Raw genomic sequence first — 25,256 nt, 5'->3', positions numbered from 1 at the left:
ACGCCCTCAAGGATTGTTTATGAACCAGCGACCGAACAATCAATTGTTCGATGCCTATTTCACTGCCCGTGATATGCGCGACGTGTTCTGCGATCAGGGCCGGGTCCAGGCCATGCTCGATTTCGAAGCGGCGCTGGCCCGGGCCGAAGCGCGGGTCGGGTTGATTCCGCACAGCGCTGTCGCGTCCATCGAGGCCGCGTGTCAGGCCGGGCATTACGATTTCGCCGCCCTCGGTGAAGCGATTGCCACGGCGGGCAATTCGGCGATTCCACTGGTCAAGGCCTTGGGCAAACAGATCGCGGCGAACGATGTCGAGGCCGAGCGTTATGTGCACCTGGGCGCGACCAGTCAGGACGTGATGGATTCCGGTCTGGTGCTGCAACTGCGCCGGGCACTGGAGCTGATCGAAAGCGATCTGGCGCAACTGGGGGAAACCCTGGCGACCCAGGCCTGGCGCTACGTGGCTACGCCGCTGGCCGGACGCACCTGGTTGCAACACGCGACGCCGGTGACCCTCGGCATGAAGATCGCCGGTTGGTTGGGCGCGGTGACCCGCAGTCGCCAGCGTCTGCGCGAGCTCAAGCCGCGCCTGCTGGTGCTGCAATTCGGCGGCGCTTCCGGGACTCTTGCTGCCCTCGGCGAGCAGGCCATGCCGATTGCCAACGCCTTGGCCGAAGAGCTGCAACTGGCGTTGCCGGAACAACCCTGGCACACCCAGCGCGATCGACTGGTGGAGTTTGGCGCGGTGCTTGGCCTGATCGCCGGCAGCCTCGGCAAATTTGGCCGCGACATCAGCCTGTTGATGCAGACCGAAGCTGCTGAAGTCTTTGAACCTGCGGCGCCGGGCAAGGGCGGTTCCTCGACCATGCCGCACAAGCGTAACCCGGTGGGCGCGGCGGTGTTGATCGGCGCGGCGACTCGAGTGCCGGGTTTGCTCTCGACATTGTTCAGCGCCATGCCGCAAGAACACGAGCGCAGCCTGGGCTTGTGGCATGCCGAGTGGGAAACCCTGCCGGAGATTTGCTGCCTGGTGTCCGGCAGCCTGCAACAAGCGCTGCTGCTGGCCGACGGCCTGGAAGTCGACGCGACCCGCATGGCGCGCAACCTCGACCTGACTCAGGGCCTGGTGCTGGCCGAAGCGGTGAGCATCGTCCTCGCGCAACGGGTCGGCCGCGATACCGCGCATCATCTGCTGGAACACTGCTGCAAACGTGCGGTGGCCGAACAGCGTCATCTGCGTGCGGTCCTCGGTGACGAGCCGCAAGTGACGGCGCAACTGTCGGACGCTGAACTGGATCAATTGCTGGACCCTGCCCATTACCTCGGCCAGGCCCATACCTGGGTCGAGCGCGCGGTGGCTGAACATTTTGCGTTGACTGCCTGAAGGAGGCTGCTGTGGCATTCGTACAACTCGCCGAGGGCGAACTGCACTATCAAATTCAAGGGCCGGAGGATGCGCCGGTGCTGGTGCTGTCCAACTCGCTGGGCACCGACCTGCGCATGTGGGACGCGCAGATGGCGGCGTTCACCAAGCATTTCCGGGTGCTGCGTTTTGACACCCGTGGCCATGGCCAGTCGCTGGTGACACCGGGGCCTTACACCATCGAACAACTGGGCCACGACGTGCTGGCGCTGCTGGATGCGTTGCACATCGAGCGTGCGCATTTCTGTGGTCTGTCCATGGGCGGCTTGATTGGGCAGTGGCTGGGGATCAACGCTGGTGAGCGGCTGAACAAGCTGATCGTGTGCAACACCGCAGCGAAAATCGGCGATCCGTCGGTGTGGAACCCGCGGATCGAAACCGTGTTGCGTGACGGTCCGGCGGCGATGATTGCCTTGCGTGATGCGTCGATTGCGCGCTGGTTTACCCCGGACTTTGCCGAAGCCAATCCGGCGGCGGCGAAGAAGATCACCGACATGCTCGCGTCTACTTCGCCTGAAGGTTACGCGGCCAATTGCGCCGCCGTGCGCGATGCCGATTTCCGCGATCAGTTGTCCTCGATCAAAGTGCCGCTGCTGGTGATCGCCGGCAGCGACGACGCGGTTACGCCGCCGTCCGGTGGGCACTTTATTCAGGCACACGTGCAGGGCGCCGAATACGCCGAGTTCTATGCCGCGCACCTGTCCAACGTCCAGGCCGGCGCCGCGTTCAGCGAGCGAGTCTTGGCGTTTTTGGCGAATCATTGAGGGGATTTTTGTGGACGAGAAACAACGTTACGACGAAGGCCTGGAAGTTCGCCGCGCAGTGCTTGGCGACGCGCATGTCGATCGCAGCCTGAATGCCCTGACCGAGTTCAACTCTGAGTTCCAGGAAATGATCACCCGCCACGCCTGGGGCGACATCTGGACCCGCCCGGGCCTGCCGCGCCACACCCGTAGCCTGATCACCATCGCCATGCTGATCGGCATGAACCGCAGCGAAGAACTCAAACTGCACCTGCGCGCCGCCGCCAACAACGGCGTGACCCGTGGCGAGATCAAGGAAGTGATCATGCAAAGCGCGATCTACTGCGGAATCCCGGCAGCGAACGCCACGTTCCACCTGGCGGAGTCGGTGTGGGATGAGTTGGGGGTTGAGTCGCGGGAGTGATCTTTGAAGTTTGCGGTGTCTGAGCTGACGCCTTCGCGGGCAAGCCTCGCTCCTACAATGGAACGCGACTTCCTGTAGGAGCGAGGCTTGCCCGCGAAGGCGTCTTTGACTTACAGCAAGCTGATCGGATAGCTGACGATCAAGCGGTTTTCATCGAACTCGTTATTGCTGAAGTCCCGGCGCATGGTCGAGTTGCGCCATTTGAAGTTCAGGTCCTTGAGCGTGCCGCTTTGCACGGTGTAGCCGAGTTCGCTCTCGCGGCCCCATTCCTTGCCGTTGGTGATGGTGCCGGTGTGCACGTTGTCACCGTTGATGTAGCGGTTCATCAGGGTCAGGCCGGGAATGCCGAGGGCGACGAAGTTGTAGTCGTGGCGCAGTTGCCAGGAGCGTTCCTGGGCGTTGTCGTAGCTGCTGTTGTAACTGTCGTTGGCCAGGGTCCCGCCGCTGGTACCGTTGACTCGCATCCAGGCGCTGTCGCCGGTGAGTTTTTGCAGGCCGACGTAGAAGGTGTTGCCGCCGTACCTGGCCGAGAACATCCCGGACCAGGTCTTGTTGTCCAGCTCGCCGGCCCGGGCACTGCCGTCGTCCTTGCTGTAGAAGAAACCGAGGTTGGCGCCCAGGGTCCAGTCGCCGAGGGGCTGCGTGTGGATCAGGTTGATGAATTGCTGACTGTAGATGTCCTTGAGTTCAGCGTTCCACAGGCCAATCTGAGTGTGCTTGTCGTTGAACACGTACTCGCCGCCCTGGAAGTTGAAACGGTCGGAGGTGAACGCCGCTTTGCCGACCATCGACATGTCGCTCATGCTGCTGTCGTCCCGTGGGCTGTTGGCGCGGAACTGGCCGCCGTAGAGCGTCAGGCCATCGATTTCCTTCGAGGTGATCTGCCCGCCACGGAAGGTTTGCGGCAGGGAGCGGCCGTCATCCGAACGCAGGATCGGCAGCACCGGCATCCACTCGCCGACCTTCACTTCGGTCTGTGACAGCTTGGCCTTGAACGCCACGTTGGTGCGGCCAAAGTTGTCCGCCGGGCGCCCGTCGTGATCCAGCGGCAACAACTGCGTCCCGCCGGTGCCTTTACCGCCATCGAGTTTCACCGAGTACAGCCCCAACACGTCCATGCCGAACCCGACCGTGCCTTGGGTGAAACCGGACTTGGCGTCGAGGATGAAGTTTTGTGTCCACTCCTCAGCCTTGCCCTGGGCCTTGGTCGGGTTGGTGAAGTTGCGGTTGATGTAGAAGTTGCGCAGGTTGAGGTTGACCTTGGCCCCTTCGACAAAACCCGCTTCCTCGGCGACAGCCGGCAGGGCGTTGGCCGCCAATGCGGCGGCGATGAGGCTGGGAAACATGTACTGCGCGGTGGAAGGTTTCATGGGCTCGGGTCTCTCTAATTGTTAGGGGTGAAACGGGGCGCTGCCGCAACCTGAGGGGTGCAGACACAAGGGGTTGGAACCGGGGGCGAAACGGGCGAGATCAGCCGGACAGGGCAGGGCGCGGGGGCATGGTGTCGAACCTGTTGTTATTGGTTTTGTGGGGCGAATGGTGCGGGGGATGGGCGGGCGGATTCAATTGGGGGAAGCGGGTTTTGGGCGATTATCGAACGCAAGATTGGCTTGAATTTTTGAGGTGTATGGGCGGGCCTCATCGCGAGCAAGCTCGCTCCCACAGTGGATCTCCATTTGCTATAGATCGCATGCGCACAGCAGATCCCCTGTGGGAGCGAGCTTGCTCGCGATGGCGCCAGACCAGGCAACACACCTTTTCCCGCAGCCAACAAAAAGCCCACCAATCGGTGGGCTTCTTGTATTCAAAGCGCTATCAGAACAACTTCAACTTCGGCGCTTCTTCTTTCAACGGCTCGTTCTTCGCCGTTTGTTCGTTCCAGCCACCACCCAGCGCCTTGTACAGATTCACGGCACTGTTCAGTTGCGCCAGACGGTCGGTGATCAGTGTCTGTTGGGCACTGAACAGCTGACGCTGGGCATCGAGGAAGGTCAGGTTGCTGTCGACACCAATGCGATAGCGACGCTCGGCCAGACGGTAGTAGTCCTGGTTGGCGGCGACGAAATCGCGCTGGGCTTGCAACTGCTCGGTGTAGGTCTGGCGCGCGGCCAGGCCGTCGGCGACTTCCTGGAAGGCCGTTTGAATGGACTTCTCGTAGTTCGCCACGCCGATGTCTTTCTGGATTTTCGAGTAATCCAGGCTGGCGCGCAGGCTGCCGGCGTTGAAGATCGGCAGGTTGATCTGCGGCGAGAACAGCCAGGTTCCCGAACCACCCTTGAACAGACCGGACAGGTCCGGGCTCAGGGTCCCGGCATTGGCGGTCAGGCTGATGCTCGGGAAGAACGCAGCCCGCGCCGCGCCGATGTTGGCGTTGGCAGCCTTCAGGTTGTATTCGGCCTGGAGGATGTCCGGACGACGTTGCAGCAAGTCCGACGGCAGGCCCGGCGGTACATCGCTCAGCAGGTCGTCCGACAAAGGCTTGGCCGCTTGCAGGTTGGCCGGGACGCCAGTGCCGAGCAGCAGCACCAGGCTGTTTTCATCCTGGGCGACCTGACGGGTGTACCTGGCCAGTTGCGCCCGGGCGTTTTCCACCGAGGTACGCGACTGCGCCAGGTCCAGCGCCGAGGCGACACCGACTTCGTTGCTGCGCGAGGTGAGCTTGAAGCTCTCCTCGAACGCGCCGAGGGTGTCCTGGGTCAGCTTCAGCAGTTCCTTGTCGGCCTGCCAGGTCAGGTAGGCGTTGGCCACACTGGCCACCAGGCTGATCTGAGTACTGCGGCGTGCTTCTTCTGTGGCGAAGTATTTCTGCAGGGCTTCTTCGCTCAGGCTGCGAACCCGACCGAACAGGTCGAGTTCATAAGCGCTGATGCCGACCGTGGCCGAGTAGGAACTGGTGATGCCAGCCTGACCGGTTTGCGACATGTCCGCCGGCACACGCTGACGACTGCCGCTACCAGTGGCCGAAACCGCCGGGTACAGATCGGCACGCTGGATGCGGTACTGCGCCGCGAAAGCGTCGATGTTCAGGGCCGCGACACGCAGGTCGCGGTTGTTTTCCAGGGCGACCTGGATCATCTGCTGCAATGCCGGGTCATGGAAAAACTGCTTCCAGCCTTGCTCGGCCGCAGCCTGGCTCGGCGCCTGGGCCGGCGAATACGCCGGACCTTGCGGGAACTGGTTCGCCACCGGTGCCGCGGGCTGCTGATAGTCAGGAATCAGCGAGCAGCCACCGAGCACGAAAGCGGCAACAGCTAGGGAGAGTAGCGACTTGCTCATTGGCCAGCCTCTTTAGGAGTTTCATTGGCGTCATCCTCATCAGCCTTATTACGCTGGCCGATGGACGACACGGTGACGAAGAACAGTGGGACCCAGAAGATCGCCAGGATCGTGGCGGTGATCATACCGCCAATTACCCCGGTGCCAATCGCATGCTGGCTGCCCGAACCGGCGCCAGTGGAGATCGCCAGTGGAACCACACCAAGCACGAAGGCCAGCGACGTCATGATGATCGGTCGCAGACGCATGCGGCAGGCCTCGATGGCAGCCTCGCGCAGGGACTTGCCTTGTTCGTGCAGCGCCTTGGCGAACTCGACGATCAGAATGGCGTTTTTCGATGCCAGACCGATGGTTGTCAACAGACCCACCTGGAAGTAAACGTCGTTGGACAACCCGCGCAGGCTGGTCGCCATCAGCGCACCGATGATCCCCAACGGCACCACCAGCATGACCGCGATCGGAATCGACCAGCTTTCATACAGGGCCGCCAGACACAGGAACACCATCAGCAACGACAGGGCGTACAGCGCTGGCGCCTGGGAGCCGGACAAGCGTTCCTCGTACGACAGACCGGTCCACGAAATGCCCACACCCGCCGGCAGTTTCTTGGCAATCGCTTCGACTTCGGCCATGGCTTCACCGGTGGAATAGCCCGGCGCCGGAGCCCCGAGGATTTCCATCGCTTCTACGCCGTTGTAACGGGCCAGTTTCGGCGAACCGTAGACCCACTCACCCTTGGCGAACGCGGAGAACGGCACCATGGTGCCCGCGCTGTTGCGCACATACCACTTCTTCAAGTCTTCCGGGCTCATCCGCGAACCTGGCTTACCTTGCACGTAAACCTTCTTCACCCGACCACGGTCGATAAAGTCGTTCACGTAGCTACTACCGAAGGAGATCGACAGCGTGCTGTTGATGTCGGAGAGGGTCAGGCCCAGGGCGCTGGCTTTCTCGTCGTCGATTTCCAGCTGGTATTGCGGTTCATCGTTCAGGCCGTTCGGACGCACCTGATACAGGACTTTGCTTTGTGCCGCCATGCCGAGGAACTGGTTACGCGCAGCCATCAGCTTTTCGTGACCGATACCGGCGCGGTCTTGCAGGAACACGTCGAAACCGGTGGCGTTACCCAACTCCAGTACCGCCGGCGGTGCGAAGGCAAACACCATCGCATCGCGGAAGGTAAAGAAGTGCTGCTGGGCACGGCCTGCCAGGGCAAACACGCTGTTGTCAGCGTTACGCTCGCCCCATGGCTTGAGCATGATGAACGCCAGGCCAGAGCTCTGGCCGCGACCGGCGAAGTTGAAGCCGTTCACGGTGAACACCGAAGCTACCGAGCCGGATTCTTTCTCCAGCAGGTAGGAACGCATCTCGTCGATCACCACCTGGGTGCGTTCGGCACTGGAACCGGCCGGGGTTTGCACCTGGGCGAACAGTACGCCCTGGTCTTCTTCCGGCAGGAACGCGGTCGGGATGCGGGTGAACAGCCAGATCATGCCGACGATTATCAGCAGGTACGCCAGCAGGTACGGGATCTTGTGCTTGAGCATGTTGCCGACACCGCGCTCGTAGCTTCTGAGCCCACGGTCGAAGTTGCGGTTGAACCAGCCGAAGAAGCCGCGTTTCGGTGTGCCGTGCTCGCCTTTCGGAATCGCCTTGAGCATGGTGGCGCAGAGCGCCGGGGTGAAGATCAGGGCAACCAATACCGACAGGGCCATGGCCGAGACGATGGTGATCGAGAACTGCTTGTAGATCACGCCGGTGGAACCGCTGAAGAACGCCATCGGCAGCAGTACCGCCGACAGCACCAACGCGATACCGACCAGCGCGCCCTGGATCTGCCCCATGGATTTTTTGGTGGCTTCCTTGGGTGACAGGCCTTCCTCGCTCATCACCCGTTCGACGTTTTCCACCACGACGATGGCATCGTCCACCAGCAATCCGATCGCCAACACCATACCGAACATGGTCAGGGTGTTGATGCTGAAACCGAAGGCCGCGAGGATCCCGAATGTACCCAGCAATACCACTGGCACGGTCATCGTGGTGATAACGGTGGCGCGGAAGTTTTGCAGGAACAGGAACATCACCAGGAACACCAGCACGATCGCTTCGACCAGGGTTTCAACCACACCCTTGATCGATTCGGTCACCACCGGCGTGGTGTCGTACGGGAATACCACTTCCATCCCTTGCGGGAAGAACGGCTTCAAATCGTCGATGGTTTTACGCAGCGCCTTGGCCGTATCGAGGGCGTTGGCACCGTTGGCCAGTTTCACTGCCAGACCGGAAGCCGGTTTGCCGTTGAACTGCGCCGCGATGCTGGAGTTTTCGCCACCCAGACCGACATCGGCGACATCACCGACGCGAACTTGCGAACCATCCTTGTTGACCTTCAGCAGGATCGCCTTGAACTGCTCGGCAGTCTGCAGGCGGGTCTTGCCGATAATCGTGGCGTTCAGTTGCTGGCCAGGCATGGCCGGCAAGCCACCGAGTTGACCGGAGGAAATCTGAACGTTCTGCGCCGAGATCGCGGCACTGACATCGCCCGGGGTCAGGTTGAAGTTGTTCAGCTTGGCCGGATCGAGCCAGATGCGCATTGCGTACTGGGCACCGAAGACCTGGAAGTCACCGACACCGGCGGTCCGGGAGATCGGATCCTGCATGTTCGACACGATGTAGTTGGACAAGTCGTCCTTGGACATGCTGCCGTCTTGCGACACTACGCCGATGACCAACAGGAAGTTTTTCACTGCCTTGGTCACGCGGATCCCCTGTTGCTGCACTTCTTGCGGCAGCAGCGGGGTGGCCAGGTTCAGTTTGTTCTGGACCTGAACCTGTGCGGTATCGGAGTTGGTGCCCTGCTCGAAGGTCGCGGTAATGGTCATGCTGCCGTCGGAGTTACTTTCCGACGAGACATAACGCAGGTTATCGATACCGTTGAGCTGTTGCTCGATGACCTGCACCACGGTGTCCTGCACGGTTTGTGCGGACGCGCCTGGGTAGGTTACCTGGATCGCAATGGCCGGAGGCGCAATGCTCGGGTATTGGTTGATCGGCAGTTTGAGGATCGATAGAGCCCCGACCAGCATGATCACCAGGGCAATTACCCAGGCGAAAATCGGACGGTCGATAAAAAATTTCGACATGGTTTACTCCCCTTTGCCGCTGTAAGCCTTGTCAGCTGTCTGAGCGGGGGCCGGGTTCTTGCCAACGTTGGTTGCTTCCGTGGCCTTGACTTCAACGCCAGGTTTGACGAATTGCAGCCCTTCGGTAATCAGGCGATCGCCTGCCTTGAGACCGTCTTCGATCAACCATTGGCTGCCAACGGTACGGCTGGCCTTGAGCTGACGCAGCTCGACCTTGTTATCGGGACCGACGACCAGAGCGGTCGGGGTGCCTTTGAGGTCGCGGGTCACGCCTTGTTGCGGGGCCAGGATCGCTGCGCTGTTCACACCGGATTGCAGCTGGGCGTGTACGAACATGCCAGGCAGCAGGGTGTGATCAGGGTTGGGGAACACGGCGCGCAGGGTGACGGAACCGGTGGTCTGGTCAACCGAGACTTCGGAGAACTCCAGTTTGCCGTCCTGCTTGTACTGGCTGCCATCTTCCAGGGTCAGCTTGACCGCGGCCGAGTTGTCGCCAGCCTTTTGCAGGCGACCGCTTTCCAGTTCGCGACGCAGTTCAAGCAGCTCGACCGAAGACTGGGTCACGTCGACGTAGATCGGGTCCAGTTGCTGAATCACGGCCATCGCATCGGTCTGGCCGCTGGTGACCAGCGCACCTTCAGTCACCGAAGAACGGCCGATACGACCGGTGATCGGTGCGTAGACCTTGGTGTAGCGCACGTTGATCTGAGCCGATTGCAGGGACGCTTCCGATTGCAGGCGATTAGCCGTGGCAGTGTCGTATTCCTGACGGCTGACGGCTTGCTCCTGGACCAGTTGCTTGTAGCGATCAGAGATCGACTTGGTCTGTTGCAGGTTGGCTTCGGCGCTTTTCAGGGTGGCCTCATAGACCGACGGATCGATCTGATAGAGCTGCTGGCCAGCCTTGACGTCGCCGCCTTCCTTGAACAGGCGCTTGAGAATGATGCCGTTGACCTGAGGGCGGACTTCGGCAATGCGGTACGCGCTGGTACGGCCCGGAAGTTCGGATGTCAGGGTAAAGGCTTGGGGTTGCAGGGTTACGACGCCGACCTGAGGGGTGGGAGCGGCAGGAGGTGCCTCTTCCTTTTTACATCCGCTGAGCAGCGATGCGAGGGCGACGGCGGTGACCAGAGCGGTAACAGCTGGCTTGAATTGCATGAAAATCCTCGGGTCAGGCGCGCAAGATGCGCACTAGAAATGTGGAAGGGTAAAAAATGTGCGCTGAGTGGATAAGTAGCTTGCTAAGGAATATACTTACGTTCATGGTTGTTTGTAAATACCTTGGCTGCGTACCCACACCGTTACAAAAGCCGTTCGAAGGTTTGAATTGTAGGCCGGGGACGACTCCCAAGAGCGTTCGCCCCACTTTTATTCAGCGGTTGTTCAGACATCGCTGAAGCATCCTGATTGAGGTTGTACTGCCATGGTCCGTCGTACCAAAGAGGAAGCTCAAGAAACCCGTAGCCAGATACTCGAAGCGGCAGAGAAAGCCTTTTATGAAAGGGGCGTGGCGCGCACGACGCTGTCGGACATCGCCACCCTGGCGGGCGTCACTCGCGGGGCTATCTACTGGCATTTCAGCAACAAGGCGGACCTGGTGCAGGCGATGCTTGATAGCCTGCATGAGCCACTGGATGAAATGGCCAAGGCCAGCGAGAGCGAGCACGAACTCGATCCGCTGGGTTGCATGCGCAAACTGCTGACTCATTTGTTTCATCAAGTTGCCCTGGACCCGAAGACCCGACGCATCAACGAGATTCTTTTTCATAAGTGCGAATTCACCGATGAAATGTGTGACCTGCGCCAGCAGCGCCGGGCGGTCAGCCTCGACTGCAATGTGCGAATCGCCCTGGCCCTGACCAATGCCGTGAACCGGGGACAGTTGCCGGAAGATCTCGACACTGCCCGCGCGGCGATCAGCCTGCATGCTTACATCGACGGCATCCTGTATCAGTGGTTGCTGGCGCCGGACAGCTTTGAGCTGCACGTCGAAGCCGAGCGATGGGTCGATACAGGGTTGGATATGCTGCGCTTGAGCCCCAGTCTGCGCAAATGAAACAAAATGCGTAATTGGAACAGGTTGTGTCAATGCTCAGGTCCGCAGGCAAGCAGCGTTCCGTTCGCTGCGCGACTGTGGAGTGCCTTTATATAGGCTGGCGACGCGAGTTGATAGGTAGTGAACTACGTATTTTGTAGGGAAATTGTTGCGATGGCGTGAATGACTGCAAGCAGGCTGGCCTGATGTGCGACGCTCTCGCATCGATGCGAAACGACTTGGCCTGGTACCGACAGTGAACACCTGGCGAGAGGTGTTCATTTTACCGAAACAGGGTCGGGATCAACCCAGCGTAATCAGAACTTCGAATTCGAACGGCGGATCCTCATAGGCCTCGATTATTTCCGATGTGCACCGAATGTGGGTTTTACCGGAAGAGACGATTTTGTGTGTATGGTTTGCCTCGTCCCAGTTACCGCGCAACCTTGAAAATCCTCCTATTGCGGTCAATCCGAAATTGAATTGAAATCCTGCGGTTTCACTGTTGTAGTCAAAGAAGTCGCGGAATTTGGTTTTAAGATGCTCTCCATAACCGCCGTCGGGCTCTTCATATTTAGTCAGCAGGAAAAATGCTTTCGGCGTATGGGGTTGAATGCTGAGTTCATCCATTTGCGCTCGTGTCATTCTTCGACTGGTTTGCGTTAGTTTGAATGCATGGGAGGTGTTATTGACGATTTTAAAGATGATGCGCGTGTAGTCAGGATTGTTGTAGCCTTTCCAGAGGTTGATCTGGGCGTCCACGGGGCCGTGTAGTTGGTTGTACAGGCGCTCTCTTTCCTCTTTGGCCAACTTGTCTTTGAGTTCTTTTTCCTTGCGCTCTCTCTCGAGGCGCTGGCGTTGGTCTTCCTCGGCGTAACTGTATACAGGTCTGGAGTTTTCGTGATAATCGCCGGAAGAGCTGGAGAAGTAGTTCATGTAGTCGTCGTTCATTTCAATTCCATTTGATAAACGTCAGGGGTGAATGTTTGGTTTTTGCTGCGGCAGGGCGAGTATCGGTGTTGGAAGTGATGTTGAGTAGCGGATGTGTTTTTCCAAATATTAAACAGGCCTGTAAAAGTGCAAATAGAAAAGCCCCGGCTCTTTCGAGTCGGGGCTTTTTTATTTAAGCGATAGTTACAGCGTTGGATAGTCGATATAGCCGACCGGACCCTTGGCGTAGAACAGTTCCGGGCGCGCTTCGTTAAGCGGTGCGTCTGCCTTCAAACGCGCAGGCAGGTCCGGGTTGGCAATGAACGGTACGCCGAACGCGACCGCATCGGCCTTGCCTTCGGCCAGCCAGGCGTTGGCGCTGTCCTTGGTAAAGCGCTCGTTGGCGATGTACGGGCCGCCGAAGGCTTCTTTCAATTGTGGGCCCAGGCTGTCGCCGGCTTCTTTCTCGCGGGAGCAAATGAAGGCGATCCCACGTTTGCCCAGTTCGCGAGCCACATAAGTGAACGTCTCGGACAGATTGTCGTCGCCCATGTCATGCGAGTCAGCACGCGGTGCCAGGTGCACACCGACACGGCCGGCGCCCCAGACTTCGATCGCGGCATCCGTCACTTCCAGCAGCAGGCGTGCACGGTTTTCCAGGGAGCCGCCGTAGTTGTCGGTGCGCTGGTTGGTGCTGCTTTGCAGGAACTGGTCGAGCAGGTAACCGTTCGCGCCGTGGATTTCCACGCCGTCAAAACCGGCAGCCTTGGCGTTTTCCGCACCGACGCGGTAAGCGTCGACGACGTCAGCGATTTCTTCGATTTCCAGGGCGCGTGGAGTTGGGTAGTCGGCCAACGGACGAACCAGGCTGACGTGACCTTTTGGCTGAATGGCGCTCGGTGCAACCGGTGCTTCGCCGTTCAGGTACGACGGGTGGGAAACCCGACCAACGTGCCACAGTTGCAGGACGATCTTGCCGCCGGCCGCGTGGACCGCTTTGGTCACGTTGGCCCAGCCACGCACCTGATCGTTGGACCAGATGCCCGGGGTATCCGGGTAGCCGACGCCCATTGGCGTGACCGAAGTGGCTTCGCTGAGGATCAGGCCGGCCGAGGCACGTTGTACGTAGTATTCGGCCATCAGCGCGTTCGGCACACGGCCTTCGTCGGCGCGGCAGCGGGTCAGCGGAGCCATGATGATGCGGTTGGCCAACTCGAGGTCGCCCAGTTTGATCGGATCGAAAATAGTCGTCATTGAAATAGCTCTCTTTTGAAGATCAATTAGTAGTTGCAGGGGCCAGTTCGGGATCGCCGCTCTGACGGAAAGTAATCAGGGTTACCAGCAGGGCGAGTACCGCCAGTGCGGCAGCCGCGAGTGGCACGCTGGTCAGGCCGAAGCCGTGGGCGATGACGCTGCCGCCGACCCAGGCACCGAGTGCGTTGCCGACGTTGAACGCGCCGATGTTCAGGGTCGACACCAGGTTGGGTGCCGCTTTGCCGAAGGTCACCACGTTCACTTGCAGGGCCGGTACGGCGGCGAAACATGCGGTGGCCCAGAGGAACAGGGTGATTTCGGTAGGGATCACGGCAACGCTGGTCCAGGTCAGCACGGTGGAAACCACTGCCATGGTGATGAACACACCAATCAGCGTGGCCGCCATGCCTTTGTCCGCGAGCTTGCCGCCGATGATGTTGCCGACTGTCAGGCCCAGACCGATGAGCATCAGGGTCCAGGTCACGCCGCGTGGCGAGACACCGGTGACTTCGCCCAACAGCGGTGCCACATAGGTGAACAGGGTGAAGACCGAGGCGGCGAACAACGCGGTCATGCTCAATGACAGCCAGATCCCGGCGCCTTTGAGGGCGCGCAGTTCGGCGCGCATATCGAGTTTTTCTTCATCGCGCTTGGCCGGCAGGAAGCGGATCAGGCCGATCAGTGCGATCACGCCGATCACGGTCACCGCCCAGAACGTCGACCGCCAGCCATATTGCTGACCGAGCGCAGTGCCCAACGGCACGCCGAGGACGTTGGCCAGGGTCAAACCGGTGAACATCAGGGCCACGGCTGAAGCGCGTTTGTTGGCGGGCACCAGGCCTGCCGCTACTACCGAACCGATACCGAAGAACGCACCGTGGCACAGGGCGGTGACCACCCGGGCAAACATCAGCACGTCGTAATCACTGGCCAGGGCGCACAGCAGATTGCCAATGATGAAAATCCCCATCAACGCTACCAGTGCGGCTTTGCGCGGCAAGCGGGCGGTGGCCAGCGCCATGAACGGCGCACCGATGGCCACGCCCAAGGCGTAACCGGTCACCAGCCAGCCGGCGCCAGGGATCGACACGCCGAGGTCGGCGGCCACATCGGGCAGCAGGCCCATGATGACGAACTCGGTGGTGCCGATGGCGAAGGCGCTCAGGGCCAGAATGAGTAGCGAGAGGGGCATTGATTAATTCCTTGTCGGAGCGCTGAGCTCTTTGACGATGGCGTCGAGGGCTGCCTGGATCACGTCCTCGTTGCGTTTGAAGAAGTGCCATTGACCGGCTTTCTGGCTGCTGATCAGACCCGCACGTTGCAACGTTGCCAAATGCGCGGACACGGTCGACTGCGACAGGCCGCAGCGTTGATCGATCTGCCCGGCGCAAATGCCGTACTCGTGGTTGTGGATCTGTTCCGGAAACTGGACCTTGGGGTCTTTCAGCCAGATGAGAATGTCTCGGCGTACTGGGTGTGCCAGGGCTTTTATTATTTCGTCGAGGTCTAGGGTCATGGTGTGGGCTCGTGATGAGTAAAACGCTATATCGCGATGGGGCGAACTTTAAATCGGTATATCCCGATATACCAATATGATTTTGGTCTGACGACCGAGTAAATCGGTATATCGGGTTATAACGATACGTTGGGTGTCGATACGAATGCGCAGTGCTAAGCTGCGCCCATGAATTATCTCGCACATCTGCACCTCGGTGGCCAGCGCCCCGGCCAATTGCTCGGCAGCCTGTATGGCGATTTCGTCAAGGGACGGCTGCAAGGGCAGTTTGACCCGGAGATCGAAGCCGCCATCCAGCTGCATCGCAGCATCGACGTGTTTACCGACCGCCATCCGTTGGTGGACATCGCGTTGTCGCGGTTTTCCGTCACCCGTCGGCGTTATGCCGGGATCGTTCTCGACGTGTTTTTCGATCATTGCCTGGCTCGGGACTGGACGCTTTACGCGGATCAGCCGCTGGCGCTGTTCACTTCGGATGTGTATCGGGTGCTGTCCAGCGAGCCGCAACTGCCGGAACGCCTGGCGCAGATTGCGCCGCACATGGTGGCGAATGACTGGTTGGGTTCTTACGAAGATTTCGAAGTGCTGGCGCAGGTGCTGCGGGGGATTTCCCGGCGCTTGACCAAGCCTGAGGAGTTGGCGGGCGCGATGCAGGAATTGCGGGTGTTGTATGAGCCGTTGAGTAATGACTTCAGAGTGTTCTATCCGCAGCTTCAGGCATTCGCCCAAACGAAGCAGATCTAATGTGGGAGCGGGCTTGCTCGCGAAAGCGGTGGGTCAGTCAATGATGATGTCGACGGATACACCGCTTTCGCGAGCAAGCCCGCTCCCACAGGGGATTTTGGTTGGTCAGGTAGATGCGTGTTTAAGCTGCAATGGCGGGACGCATCGGCACCTGCTGTTTTTCTGGAATCGCCCCAAACAACACCTTCTGCACCGCCTGCTGCGCTTCGAACGCCAGCGCCGCACGCTCGCGACCTTCACACGCAATCGGCTTGAGCAAATGAATTTCCACATCCCCCCGATCATTGGCAAACAACCGCATCAGGTGCGAGAGCAAATCATCGTCACCAATGAACGGTGCCAGCGAATCGATTTGCCCGTCACGCAAATAGCGAATCGCCACCGGTTGCAGCTTCACTTCGGAATCAATCGCTGCTGACAACAGGCGACCGTGGAAAGTACGCAGCGAACGGCCATCGGTGGTGGTGCCTTCCGGGAACATCAGCAGCGGATGTTGTTGCTCCAAGTGACGGGTCATCTGCTTGCGGATCAACTGACTGTCGCCCGAACCCCGGCGGATAAACAGGCTACCCGCTTTGGCCGCCAACCAGCCGGCCACCGGCCAAGTGCGCACTTCGGCCTTGGACAGGAACGACAGCGGCGTAACCATGCCCAACAGCGGAATGTCGGTCCAGGAAACGTGATTGCTGACCCAGAGCATCGGCGTCTTCGGCAGATCACCGTGAACCGTCACGCGAAAGGGCAGGGCGTTGCTCAGTCGCGCCATGAAAAACCGCGACCAGCGTTGACGACGAACCATCGAATGGGCAATCCCCGCGCGCTCGAACAAGCCGAACACACTGGCCATGGTCAATCCCAACGCGACCACAAAAAGCACTCGCGCAATTCGCGCGTACACCCGAAGACGGCTCATTACATGGCCGCCTTGAAGTGTTTGGCGTAGCGCGGGCAGAGTTCGTCGCGCTTGAGCAGGATGAACACGTCGGCGACCTGGAAGTCTTCGTCCCAGCACGGCTCGCCGCAAATCTTCGCGCCCAGGCGCATGTAGGCCTTGAGCAGTGGCGGCATTTCCGCGATCACGTTCGAAGGAATATCCAGGGTCGGCAGCGGCTTTTTCGGCTCGGCGCGCAGGTGTTCGGTGCACAGGTAACGTTCGCGCAGACGCTGCATGATCGCGTGGGCCTGAATGCCGCCGTCCTGCATCGGGATGCTCGCGCAGCCCATCAAATAACTGTAGCCGCCCTGATTCAGGACTTCGGCCAATTCACCCCAGAGCACGGCGATGGTGCCGCCGTTGCGGTAGGCCGGGTCGACGCAAGTGCGACCGATTTCCAGGATCGGGCCTTTCAGAGAAACCAAACCGTGAAGGCTGAATTCTTCTTCGCTGTAGAACTTGCCCAGGCTGCTGGCGGCGGTGTGGTCGAGCAAACGGGTGGTCGCCACTAAACGGCCGGTGTTCAAGTCACGCACGCCGATGTGGGCGCAGTGAACATCATAGTCATCCATGTCCAGACCGCGTTCCGCGCCTTTCAGCTTGGCGTTGAATTCGCCGCTGAACACGTTGAAGCGCAAGGCCTGGGCTTCTTGCAATGCCTCGCTGCCGATCAGGCGTTCGGCTTGCAGGCGGCGTTCATTGCCGGTGTCGCTGATGCGGGCGATCTGAGTCATTGTGAATCTCCGTACGGGCCGGGCACCCGTCGTGGGTTGCAGCCGATCGACTTTCTTTATGCAGCCGTGTTGTGCAAAGTCAGGCTATGTAGCCCCGGTGTCATCGCCATGAAGCTTTGGTGATGCTTATATGACAGCCCACAAGGAGCCTCTTATGCCCTGGCAAACCCTGCTCAATCGCCGCGAACGCCTGCCCGCCAATGTCGACTTGGCCGAAGGCTTTGCGACCTTGTTGCATCAGTTGGGCACGGTCACGCCGTTCGAACTGGCGGTGGCTGGCGCACGCTTGATGGCGACGCCGGGGCTGGCGTTTCTGGTGGGTTATCAGGCGGCGTTGCGCGTGCTCTGGCCGAGTGCGCCGCAGAGCCTCGGCGCCCTGTGTGCGACCGAACAACGCAGCCTGCGTCCGGCGGACATGCAGACCCGACTCAAGGACCTGCGCCTGAACGGACGCAAGGATTTCGTCACCGCTGGCGATGCCGCCGACTGGCTACTGATCGCCGCTCGCAGCGAGGAACTCGGTGAAAAACCACGACTGAGCCTGGCGGTGGTGTATCCCGGCGAACCGGGTGTGCGCCTGGAAAAACTCCCGGCCATACCGTTGATGCCGGACATCAGCCATGGTCGGGTGTTTCTCGATAACGCCTTCTGCGAGTTGCTGGCGGGGGATGGTTGGGATGCCTACGTCAAACCGTTTCGCACCCTGGAAGACATCTATGTGCTGAGCGCCATGACTGCGTGGCTGTATGGCGTCGGTCAGGACAGTGACTGGCCGCAAACCCTGCAGCTGCGCTTGCTGGCGCTGTTGGCCGGGTGTGCTGAGGTCAGTCGTCAGGCCCCGAGTAGCGCGGCCGGGCATGTGGTGCTCGGAGGGTTATTTGCGCAGTTTGAGGGACTCAAGGCGGAGGTGAATCAGGCGTTGGCGGGTGGGCCGCCGTTGTGGGCGGCGATGTGGCAGCGCGATCAAGCGGTGATGGATCTGGCGACGGGGGCGCGGGGGAAGCGGTTGGCCAAGGCGTTGGCGGGATCTTTGTCTGACTGACGGGCCTCTTCGCGGGCAAGCCTCGCTCCTACAGAGGATTGCGCTGAACCTGTAGGAGCGAGGCTTGCCCGCGAAGGCGCCATCATGGCCGACACAAACCCCAAAACTGTAACCAACCTCAACTAATCTCAGCAGGCCCATCCCCCCGAGCCCTCACCATGTTCAAAGGCGTGTCCCTGCTTTTCATGCTCCTGCTCAGCCTGACGGCCCACGCCGAAAACTGGCCCGCCGAACAATGGCCGCTAGGCCCCAAAATCACCGGCCCGGCCCTCGAATCCCTGGAAACCTACGCCTTTCCAACCCGCGATGACGCCACCCGAACCGGCATCCGCACCGACGCCTTGCTGGTGATTCGCGACGGCCAACTGATCTACGAACGCTACGCCGGCGCGACCACTGCCGACACCCCGCACCTGACGTGGTCCATCAGCAAAAGCCTGATGGCGGCAGTCCTCGGCGTGGCCTATGGCGAAGGTTTGTTCACGTTGCAGGACCCTGCGGTGAAGTTTTACCCGGCGCTGGAAAATCATCCGGCGATCACCCTGGCCGACCTGCTGCACTGGGCGTCCGGCCTGGACTGGCAGGAAGACTACGAATACGCGCCGCTGAAATCCTCGGTGGTGGCCATGCTCTACACCCGTGGGCATTCGAACATGGCGGCGTTCACCGCCGGGCATGATGAATATGCAGCGCCGGGCCAGGCGTTTCGTTATTCCAGTGGCGACAGCAACCTGCTGGCGGCAGCACTGAAAAATATCGTTGGCCCGAGTCGTTACCCGGACTATCCGTGGACCGCGTTGTTCGATCCCTTGGGGATTCGTCATGCGGTCTGGGAAACCGACGCCACCGGCACATTTGTCGCTTCGTCCTATGCCTACCTCACCGCCCAGGATCTGGCGCGGGTCGGCTTGTTGATGGCCCGCGACGGTCGTTGGGGTGATCGGCAATTGCTGCCCAAGGACTGGGTCGCGTTCAATCGCGAACCGTTTGCCGGGTATCGCGCCCATCAGGACGAGGCGGTGCCCGGCGGCCAGTGGTGGCTCAATCGTGCGGTGGACGGCGCGGCGCAACCCTGGCCGGATGCGCCCGCCGATACCTTTGCGGCGCTGGGCCATTGGGGGCAGGCGTTGTATGTGATTCCCAGTGAGAGCCTGGTGATCGTGCGTTATGGCGATGATCGTGACGGCAGCTACCGGCACAACGAATTGCTTAAGCTCGCACTGAAGGCTTTTGCCGGGAAGGTGCAGCCATGAGCGGTTTCGTTCGTCGCCGGCCCTTTACCAGCGTTTTCCTGTTGCTACTGATTTTGCTATTCGGCTGGATCTGGCAGGAGCGGGTGGCGCTGTGGGCGTTCCCGGACATCATCAGCGCCTACACCGCCAAGGAATATTGCTCGTGTCGTTACGTGATGAACAATGACGCCGGTTATTGCCGTGGCTACGTGAAGCAGTGGTTGCCCTTCAGCGGGTTTACCGATGACGAAGCAAGCAAGCGCGTGACGGTCAGCGGCATGGGGCGTAGCAATAGCGCGCAGTGGATTGGCGAGCGCCAAGGCTGCCGCCTGCAACCTTGATGGCGATAATGCTTTTGTGGCGAGGGAGCTTGCTCCCGCTGGAGTGCGAAGCGCTCCCAAAACCAGGCAATGATTTCTCTCGGAAAGGTCACGTGTACAGGTTTTGCGACTGCTGCGCAGCCGAGCGGGAGCAAGCTCCCTCGCCACAATAATCAGGGTGTCAGGCATAGATAGTTTGCAACCCGCCTCAGGCCAGTTAAGGTTCGCTCAGGTTTATCTGCCCCACGAGTGTCTATGTTCAACCGCGTCCTCTGCAAAACCCTCGCCTTCCTGCTGCTGGCCGGTGCCACGCTGTCGGCCCACGCCGATTGGTACCTCGACGGCGAGTCTTCGCGGCTGTCATTCATCAGCACAAAAAACGCCAACATGTCCGAAGTGCAGCGCTTTCTTGTGCTGCACGGCAAGGTCGAGCCGACAGGCTTGGCGCGCGTGGAAGTCGAGATGGACTCGGTGAACAGCGGCATCCCGTTGCGTGATGAGCGGATGCGCAAGGACCTGTTCGAGATCCAGACCTTCCCCGAAGCGCTGATCACCGCACAGATCGACCTGCGTCCGATCAACGACCTGGCCCCTGGCGCGCAGCTGGAATTGCGTTTGCCGCTGACCGTCAGCCTCCACGGCAAACAACACGAATACACCGCCGAACTGTTGGCGACCCGTCTCGATGACCGGCGCTTTCAAGTGGTGACGTTGGAGCCGCTGGTGATCAACGCTGAAGATTTCGACCTGGCCCCAGGGCTGGAAGGTTTGCGCAAGGTCGCCGGTTTGTCGGCCATCAGTCTGTCGGTGCCGGTGAGTGCGGTGCTGATTTTCACGGCCCGCTGACATGGCCGGTGCCGTATTTCCGTGGCGTGAAGGTAACCATTTCGAATTGCTGATCGATGGTCCGCAGTTCTTTCCGCGCATGTTGGTAGCGATTGCCCGCGCAGAAGAACAGGTCGAGCTGGAGCTGTATCTGGTGGAGGCGGGGGCCTGCGCAGAGGCGATGGTCCAGGCGCTGGTGCAAGCCGCCGAACGTGGTGTGCGGGTGCGCTGCCTGTTCGATGACTATGGCAGTCTGGCGTTTACGCTGAATTTGCGTCAGCGCTTGATGGCGGCGGGTGTGGAGCTGCGTTTCTACAATCGCCTGAGCTGGCGGCGTTGGGTTGGCAACTTCTATCGTGATCACCGCAAGTTGCTGTTGGTGGACCAGAGTCTGGCGGTGGTCGGTGGCACCGGTGTCACCGATGAATTCTGGACGCCGGGCAAAGACACCAGCGAATGGCACGAAGTGATGGTGGAAATCAGCGGCCCGCTGGTGCTCGACTGGCAATTGCTGTTCGACCGCCAATGGATCGCCAACCGCCACCGTCGCGCCTGGAAACCTGCCTCGCATTTTGGCCTGCCTCGTTTACCTCGCGTGCCGTCCATGGGCGAGGGCATGGGCCGAGTCGCGTATGCCGATGCGCGCCAGCACCGGGACATCTTGCAGTCGCTGTTCCGCGCGTTGAACAGCGGCCAGAAACGCATCTGGCTGGCCACCCCGTATTTCCTGCCGACTTGGAACGTCCGCCGCTCACTGCGCAAGGCTGCCGCGCGCGGCATCGACGTGCGCCTGCTGCTGACCGGGCCGCGCACCGATCACCCGTCAGTGCGTTACGCCGGGCATCGTTACTACCCGCGGCTGCTCAAGGCCGGAGTGAAAATCTTCGAGTACCAGCCGTGTTTCCTGCACCTGAAAATGGTGCTGGTGGACGACTGGGTGAGCATCGGATCGTGCAACTTCGACCACTGGAACCTGCGCTTTAATCTGGAAGCCAACCTCGAAGCGCTGGACCCCAAGCTGACGGCGGCAGTGGTGACGAGTTTCGAGAAAGACTTTGCCCTGAGCCAGGAAGTCAGCCTTGAGGCCTGGCAACGCCGACCGCTGTGGCGGCGGGTCAAGCAAAGGATTTGGGGATGGGTGGATCGGCTTGTGGTCAACCTGCTGGATCGACGCGGCTAATCGCTAACACCCCATACCAATGTGGGAGCGGGCTTGCTCGCGAAGGCGGTCTGCCATTCAAAATGGATGGCGACTGATACACCGTCTTCGCGAGCAAGCCCGCTCCCACAGGGGATTGGTGTCGGGCGCAGAATTTGATGGCAACCCGAAACAACTGTGGGAGCGAGCCTGCTCGCGATGGTGGCCTGACAGTCAACAGGGATGCTGACTGTGAAGGCCTCATCGAGAGCAAGCTCGCTCCCACAGGTTTTGTTGCGTTTGGATAATTACAGCAATTCGAAGCTCTGCTGTGTCACGTCCTGGGAATCCAAACCGATCTGCACGTTGAACTTGCCCGGTTCGGCGCCGTACTTGAGCTGGGCGTTGTAGAACTTCAGGTCGTCTTCGGTAATGGTGAAGTGCACGACTTTCTTTTCGCCGGCCTTGAGCATTACTTTCTGGAAGTTCTTCAGTTCTTTGACCGGGCGGATCATCGAGCCGGTCACGTCCTGGATGTACAACTGCACCACGGTTTCGCCGTCACGCTTGCCGGTGTTTTTCAGCATGACGCTGGCGTCGAGCTTGCCGGTCTTGTTCAGAGTGGTCGACGACAGCGCCATGTCGTCCACGCTGAACGTGGTGTAGCTCAAGCCGAAACCGAACGGGAACAGCGGCCCGGTGGTGTCATCGAAATACTGCGAGGTGTAGTTGCCCGGTTTGCCCGGCGTGAACGGCCGGCCAATGCTCAGGTGGTTGTAGTAGGTCGGAATCTGGCCCACCGAACGCGGGAAGGTGATCGGCAGTTTGCCCGACGGGTTGTAGTCGCCAAACAGCACATCGGCGATGGCGTTGCCACCTTCGGTGCCGCTGAACCAGGTTTCCAGAATCGCGTCAGCCTGGTCTTTCTCTTCGAGAATCGACAGTGGACGACCGTTCATCAACACCAACACCAGCGGTTTACCGGTGGCTTTCAGGGCCTTGATCAGCTCGCGCTGGTTGGCCGGGATGTTCAGGTCGGTACGGCTCGACGATTCGTGGGACATGCCACGGGATTCGCCCACCGCTGCTACCACCACATCAGCATCCTTGGCGGCTTTCACCGCTTCGTCGATCAGCACCTGGGCCGAACGCGGATCATCCACCACTTCTGGGGCATCGAAGTTGAGGAAGTTGAGGTAATCGAGGACTTTCTTGTCGCTGGTGATGTTGGCGCCACGCGCATAGATCAGCGTCGCCTTGTCGGCCACGGCGGCGTTCATGCCGTCGAACAAGGTTACCGATTGCGCCGGCTTACCGGCGGCGGCCCAGCTACCCATCATGTCGATTGGCGCTTTGGCCAGCGGACCGACCAAGGCAATCTTCGCGGTCTTCTTCAGCGGCAGGGTGTCATTCTGGTTTTTCAGCAACACCAGGCTGCGGCGTGCAACGTCACGAGCCTCCGGACGGTGGAGGCGGTTTTCGGCATACGTGTCGGCCGGGTCATCTTCAGCCTTGCCGATGCGCAGGTACGGGTCCTTGAACAGGCCCATGTCGTACTTGGCGGCCAGCACTTCACGCACGGCGTTATCGATATCTTTCTGCTCGATCTCGCCGGCCTTCAACAGCCCCGGCAGCTCTTTGCCGTAAAGGGTGTCGTTCATGCTCATATCGATGCCGGCCTTGATCGCCAGCTTCGCCGCTTCACGACCGTCCGCTGCGACGCCGTGCTTGATCAGCTCGAAAATCGCCCCGTGGTCACTGACCGCCAGGCCCTTGAAGCCCCATTCCTTGCGCAACAGGTCGTTCATCAGCCAGGTATTGGCGGTGGCCGGCACGCCGTTGATCGAGTTCAGCGCAACCATCACCCCGCCAGCGCCGGCATCAATCGCGGCGCGGTACGGCGGCAGGTAGTCCTGGTACATCTTGACCGGGCTCATGTCGACCACGTTGTAGTCGCGACCGCCCTCGACCGCGCCGTACAAGGCGAAGTGCTTGACGCTGGCCATGATGCTGTCGGCCGCGTTGGCGCCCTGGCCCTGGAAGGCCTTGACCATTACGCCGGCAATCCGCGAGACGAGATAGGTGTCTTCGCCAAAACCTTCAGACGTGCGACCCCAACGCGGGTCGCGGGAAATGTCGACCATCGGTGCAAAGGTGATATCGAGGCTGTCCGCCGCGGCTTCCTTGGCGGCGATGCGCCCGGAACGCCCGATCGCGTCCATGTCCCAGCTCGACGCCAGGGCAATCGGGATCGGGAAAATGGTGCGGTGGCCGTGGATCACGTCATAGGCGAAGAACATCGGGATCTTCAACCGGCTGCGCATGGCCGCGTCCTGCATTGGACGGTTTTCCGGACGGGTAATCGAGTTGAACGTGCCCCCGATGTTGCCGGCGGCGATTTCCTTGCGGATCAGCTCACGCGGCATTTCCGGGCCGATGCTGATCAGGCGCAACTGGCCGATTTTTTCATCGAGGGTCATTTGCTTCATCAGGTTGCTGATGAAGGCGTCCTTGTTCTCCAGGGGTGCGGGGGTCGTGGCGGCCAGTACGTTATGACTGGCCAGACTGACGAACAGGCCCAGCAAACACAGTTTCTTCATGAATAGTTTTCTCAAAGGCCTAAACGGCAGTGAATACGCGCCGGTCAGCCAAAATTTAGGGAGCGACTATTGTTGTTCGGGCGTTGTTCAGGAAAATGCAGCACACTTCTGAACTCTTTTTCGCGCAGGGCATCTTTTAGCCCATTGGCCCGATGCAATCCAGTGGTGGCGGCAGATTATGCCTCATCCGCCGGGTTTGAAGGCCGCAGGTTGTTTTTCAACGGAATGCACGGGAGCACCCACTACATGAATGTACGACTCAACTATCGCTCGAGCCTGCAAGTCGCCGCCCTGATGCTGCTGACCACACTGCTGGCCGGCTGCGGCATCAACAAGATTCCTACCCTCGACGAACAGGCCAAAGCCGCCTGGGGCCAGGTGCAGAACCAGTACCAGCGCCGCGCCGACCTGATCCCCAACCTGGTGGAAACCGTCAAGGGCTACGCCAAGCACGAAGAAGACACCCTGACTGCGGTGATCGAAGCCCGGGCCAAGGCAACGTCGATCCAGGTCGATGCCAACACGCTGGATAACCCGGAAAAACTCAAACAGTTCCAGCAAGCCCAGGATCAACTGACCGGTGCCCTGAGCCGTTTGATGGTGGTGTCCGAACGCTACCCGGACCTCAAGGCCAACCAGAACTTCCTGGCCCTGCAATCGCAACTTGAAGGCACCGAAAACCGCATCGCCGTGGCCCGCCGCGACTTCATCCTCGCCGTGCAGAAATACAACACCGAAATCCGCACCTTCCCCGGTCGCCTGTGGCACAGCGTGATGTACAGCGATTTGCCGATCCGCGAGACCTTTGAAGCGACTAGCCCGGATGCTGAAAAAGCACCGCAAGTGAAATTCTGACGAATAGCTACAAGTTGTAAGCGACAAGCTGCAAGCGAGGGCAACTCGTACCGCTTCTACTTGCAGCTTGCCGCTTGAAACTTGC

General features: G+C 60.2%; 22 protein-coding genes. 11 read left to right on the top strand and 11 right to left on the bottom strand.

Annotated features, from left to right (window positions below):
- The first annotated feature begins 19 nt into the window (after positions 1-19).
- The 3 genes from NK667_RS20755 to pcaC are packed head-to-tail and all read left to right on the top strand — an operon-like array spanning position 20 to position 2,590.
- Positions 20-1,384 (top strand): 3-carboxy-cis,cis-muconate cycloisomerase, encoded by a 1,365-nt coding sequence (locus tag NK667_RS20755; RefSeq protein WP_054615927.1) that lies wholly within the window; start codon positions 20-22, stop codon positions 1,382-1,384.
- A gap of 11 nt (positions 1,385-1,395) precedes the next feature.
- Complete coding sequence (gene pcaD, locus NK667_RS20750) at positions 1,396-2,187, top strand: 3-oxoadipate enol-lactonase (protein WP_054615926.1); 792 nt, start codon at positions 1,396-1,398, stop codon at positions 2,185-2,187.
- Between the two features lie 10 nt (positions 2,188-2,197).
- On the top strand, positions 2,198-2,590 hold the full coding sequence (pcaC, locus tag NK667_RS20745) for a 4-carboxymuconolactone decarboxylase (protein WP_054615925.1): 393 nt from the start codon (positions 2,198-2,200) through the stop codon (positions 2,588-2,590).
- Positions 2,591-2,700: 110 nt separating this feature from the next.
- On the opposite strand, the gene NK667_RS20740 is transcribed toward pcaC, so the two are convergent.
- From NK667_RS20740 to emhA, 4 genes are all read right to left on the bottom strand, one after another.
- Entirely contained in the window at positions 2,701-3,960 is a 1,260-nt protein-coding gene (locus tag NK667_RS20740; RefSeq protein ID WP_054615924.1) for an OprD family porin, read from the bottom strand.
- A 445-nt stretch (positions 3,961-4,405) separates the two neighbouring features.
- The gene (gene emhC, locus NK667_RS20735) at positions 4,406-5,866 is read right to left on the bottom strand and encodes an efflux RND transporter outer membrane subunit EmhC (RefSeq protein ID WP_054615923.1); all 1,461 of its coding nucleotides are present in this window, start codon (positions 5,864-5,866) and stop codon (positions 4,406-4,408) included.
- Positions 5,863-9,012, bottom strand: a complete 3,150-nt coding sequence (gene emhB, locus NK667_RS20730) for an efflux RND transporter permease subunit EmhB (protein WP_054615922.1) — start codon at positions 9,010-9,012, stop codon at positions 5,863-5,865. Before emhB ends, emhC begins: the two co-directional genes overlap by 4 nt.
- A gap of 3 nt (positions 9,013-9,015) precedes the next feature.
- Positions 9,016-10,170: an efflux RND transporter periplasmic adaptor subunit EmhA gene (gene emhA / locus NK667_RS20725; protein WP_054046869.1), complete on the bottom strand. Its 1,155-nt coding sequence runs from the start codon at positions 10,168-10,170 to the stop codon at positions 9,016-9,018.
- Positions 10,171-10,435: 265 nt separating this feature from the next.
- Between emhA and emhR the strand changes: the two genes are divergently transcribed.
- On the top strand, positions 10,436-11,068 hold the full coding sequence (emhR, locus tag NK667_RS20720; protein WP_054046866.1) for an efflux system transcriptional repressor EmhR: 633 nt from the start codon (positions 10,436-10,438) through the stop codon (positions 11,066-11,068).
- A 282-nt stretch (positions 11,069-11,350) separates the two neighbouring features.
- On the opposite strand, the gene NK667_RS20715 is transcribed toward emhR, so the two are convergent.
- The 4 genes from NK667_RS20715 to NK667_RS20700 all read right to left on the bottom strand — a co-directional run bounded on the left by NK667_RS20715 (position 11,351) and on the right by NK667_RS20700 (position 14,747).
- Positions 11,351-11,998, bottom strand: a complete 648-nt coding sequence (locus NK667_RS20715) for a hypothetical protein (RefSeq protein WP_054615921.1) — start codon at positions 11,996-11,998, stop codon at positions 11,351-11,353.
- A 183-nt stretch (positions 11,999-12,181) separates the two neighbouring features.
- Positions 12,182-13,231, bottom strand: coding sequence for an alkene reductase (locus NK667_RS20710; protein ID WP_054046862.1), 1,050 nt, complete (start codon positions 13,229-13,231; stop codon positions 12,182-12,184).
- Positions 13,232-13,253: 22 nt separating this feature from the next.
- On the bottom strand, positions 13,254-14,423 hold the full coding sequence (locus NK667_RS20705) for an MFS transporter (protein WP_054615920.1): 1,170 nt from the start codon (positions 14,421-14,423) through the stop codon (positions 13,254-13,256).
- 3 nt (positions 14,424-14,426) lie between these two features.
- Positions 14,427-14,747, bottom strand: coding sequence for an ArsR/SmtB family transcription factor (locus tag NK667_RS20700; protein ID WP_054046859.1), 321 nt, complete (start codon positions 14,745-14,747; stop codon positions 14,427-14,429).
- A gap of 168 nt (positions 14,748-14,915) precedes the next feature.
- Between NK667_RS20700 and NK667_RS20695 the strand changes: the two genes are divergently transcribed.
- The gene (locus NK667_RS20695; RefSeq protein ID WP_054615919.1) at positions 14,916-15,491 is read left to right on the top strand and encodes an acyl carrier protein phosphodiesterase; all 576 of its coding nucleotides are present in this window, start codon (positions 14,916-14,918) and stop codon (positions 15,489-15,491) included.
- A 121-nt stretch (positions 15,492-15,612) separates the two neighbouring features.
- Here the strand turns inward: NK667_RS20695 and NK667_RS20690 are convergent, their stop codons facing one another.
- Together NK667_RS20690 and olsB are read right to left on the bottom strand one after the other, a co-directional pair.
- Complete coding sequence (locus tag NK667_RS20690) at positions 15,613-16,404, bottom strand: lysophospholipid acyltransferase family protein (protein WP_054615918.1); 792 nt, start codon at positions 16,402-16,404, stop codon at positions 15,613-15,615.
- Complete coding sequence (gene olsB / locus NK667_RS20685) at positions 16,404-17,159, bottom strand: L-ornithine N(alpha)-acyltransferase (RefSeq protein ID WP_054046852.1); 756 nt, start codon at positions 17,157-17,159, stop codon at positions 16,404-16,406. Before olsB ends, NK667_RS20690 begins: the two co-directional genes overlap by 1 nt.
- A gap of 154 nt (positions 17,160-17,313) precedes the next feature.
- Here olsB and NK667_RS20680 point away from each other — a divergent pair, with 154 nt between their 5' ends.
- From NK667_RS20680 to NK667_RS20660, 5 genes are all read left to right on the top strand, one after another.
- Entirely contained in the window at positions 17,314-18,201 is an 888-nt protein-coding gene (locus NK667_RS20680; RefSeq protein WP_054615917.1) for an acyl-CoA dehydrogenase middle domain-containing protein, read from the top strand.
- 158 nt (positions 18,202-18,359) lie between these two features.
- Positions 18,360-19,454 (top strand): serine hydrolase domain-containing protein, encoded by a 1,095-nt coding sequence (locus NK667_RS20675; protein WP_054615916.1) that lies wholly within the window; start codon positions 18,360-18,362, stop codon positions 19,452-19,454.
- A complete protein-coding gene (locus tag NK667_RS20670) occupies positions 19,451-19,774 on the top strand; it encodes a hypothetical protein (protein ID WP_054615915.1) in 324 nt (107 codons plus the stop codon). The genes NK667_RS20675 and NK667_RS20670 overlap by 4 nt, the downstream gene beginning before the upstream one ends.
- Before the next feature lie 234 nt (positions 19,775-20,008).
- Positions 20,009-20,599, top strand: a complete 591-nt coding sequence (locus NK667_RS20665; protein WP_054615914.1) for a YceI family protein — start codon at positions 20,009-20,011, stop codon at positions 20,597-20,599.
- Between the two features lies 1 nt (position 20,600).
- Positions 20,601-21,758 carry a phospholipase D-like domain-containing protein gene (locus NK667_RS20660; RefSeq protein ID WP_054046839.1) on the top strand — a complete coding sequence of 386 codons (1,158 nt, stop codon included), beginning with the start codon at positions 20,601-20,603 and terminating at the stop codon, positions 21,756-21,758.
- Positions 21,759-22,024: 266 nt separating this feature from the next.
- Here the strand turns inward: NK667_RS20660 and bglX are convergent, their stop codons facing one another.
- Complete coding sequence (gene bglX, locus NK667_RS20655; RefSeq protein ID WP_054615913.1) at positions 22,025-24,316, bottom strand: beta-glucosidase BglX; 2,292 nt, start codon at positions 24,314-24,316, stop codon at positions 22,025-22,027.
- A gap of 246 nt (positions 24,317-24,562) precedes the next feature.
- On the opposite strand from bglX, the gene NK667_RS20650 reads away from it, so the two are divergent.
- Positions 24,563-25,171, top strand: a complete 609-nt coding sequence (locus NK667_RS20650; protein WP_054615912.1) for a LemA family protein — start codon at positions 24,563-24,565, stop codon at positions 25,169-25,171.
- The last annotated feature ends 85 nt before the right edge of the window (positions 25,172-25,256 follow it).

Origin of the sequence: Pseudomonas nunensis, assembly GCF_024296925.1 — a bacterium.
GTDB classification, from domain to species: domain Bacteria; phylum Pseudomonadota; class Gammaproteobacteria; order Pseudomonadales; family Pseudomonadaceae; genus Aquipseudomonas; species Aquipseudomonas nunensis.
The sequence above is the reverse complement of the archived record's forward strand: the minus strand, read 5'-3'. Positions and strand labels throughout refer to the sequence as shown.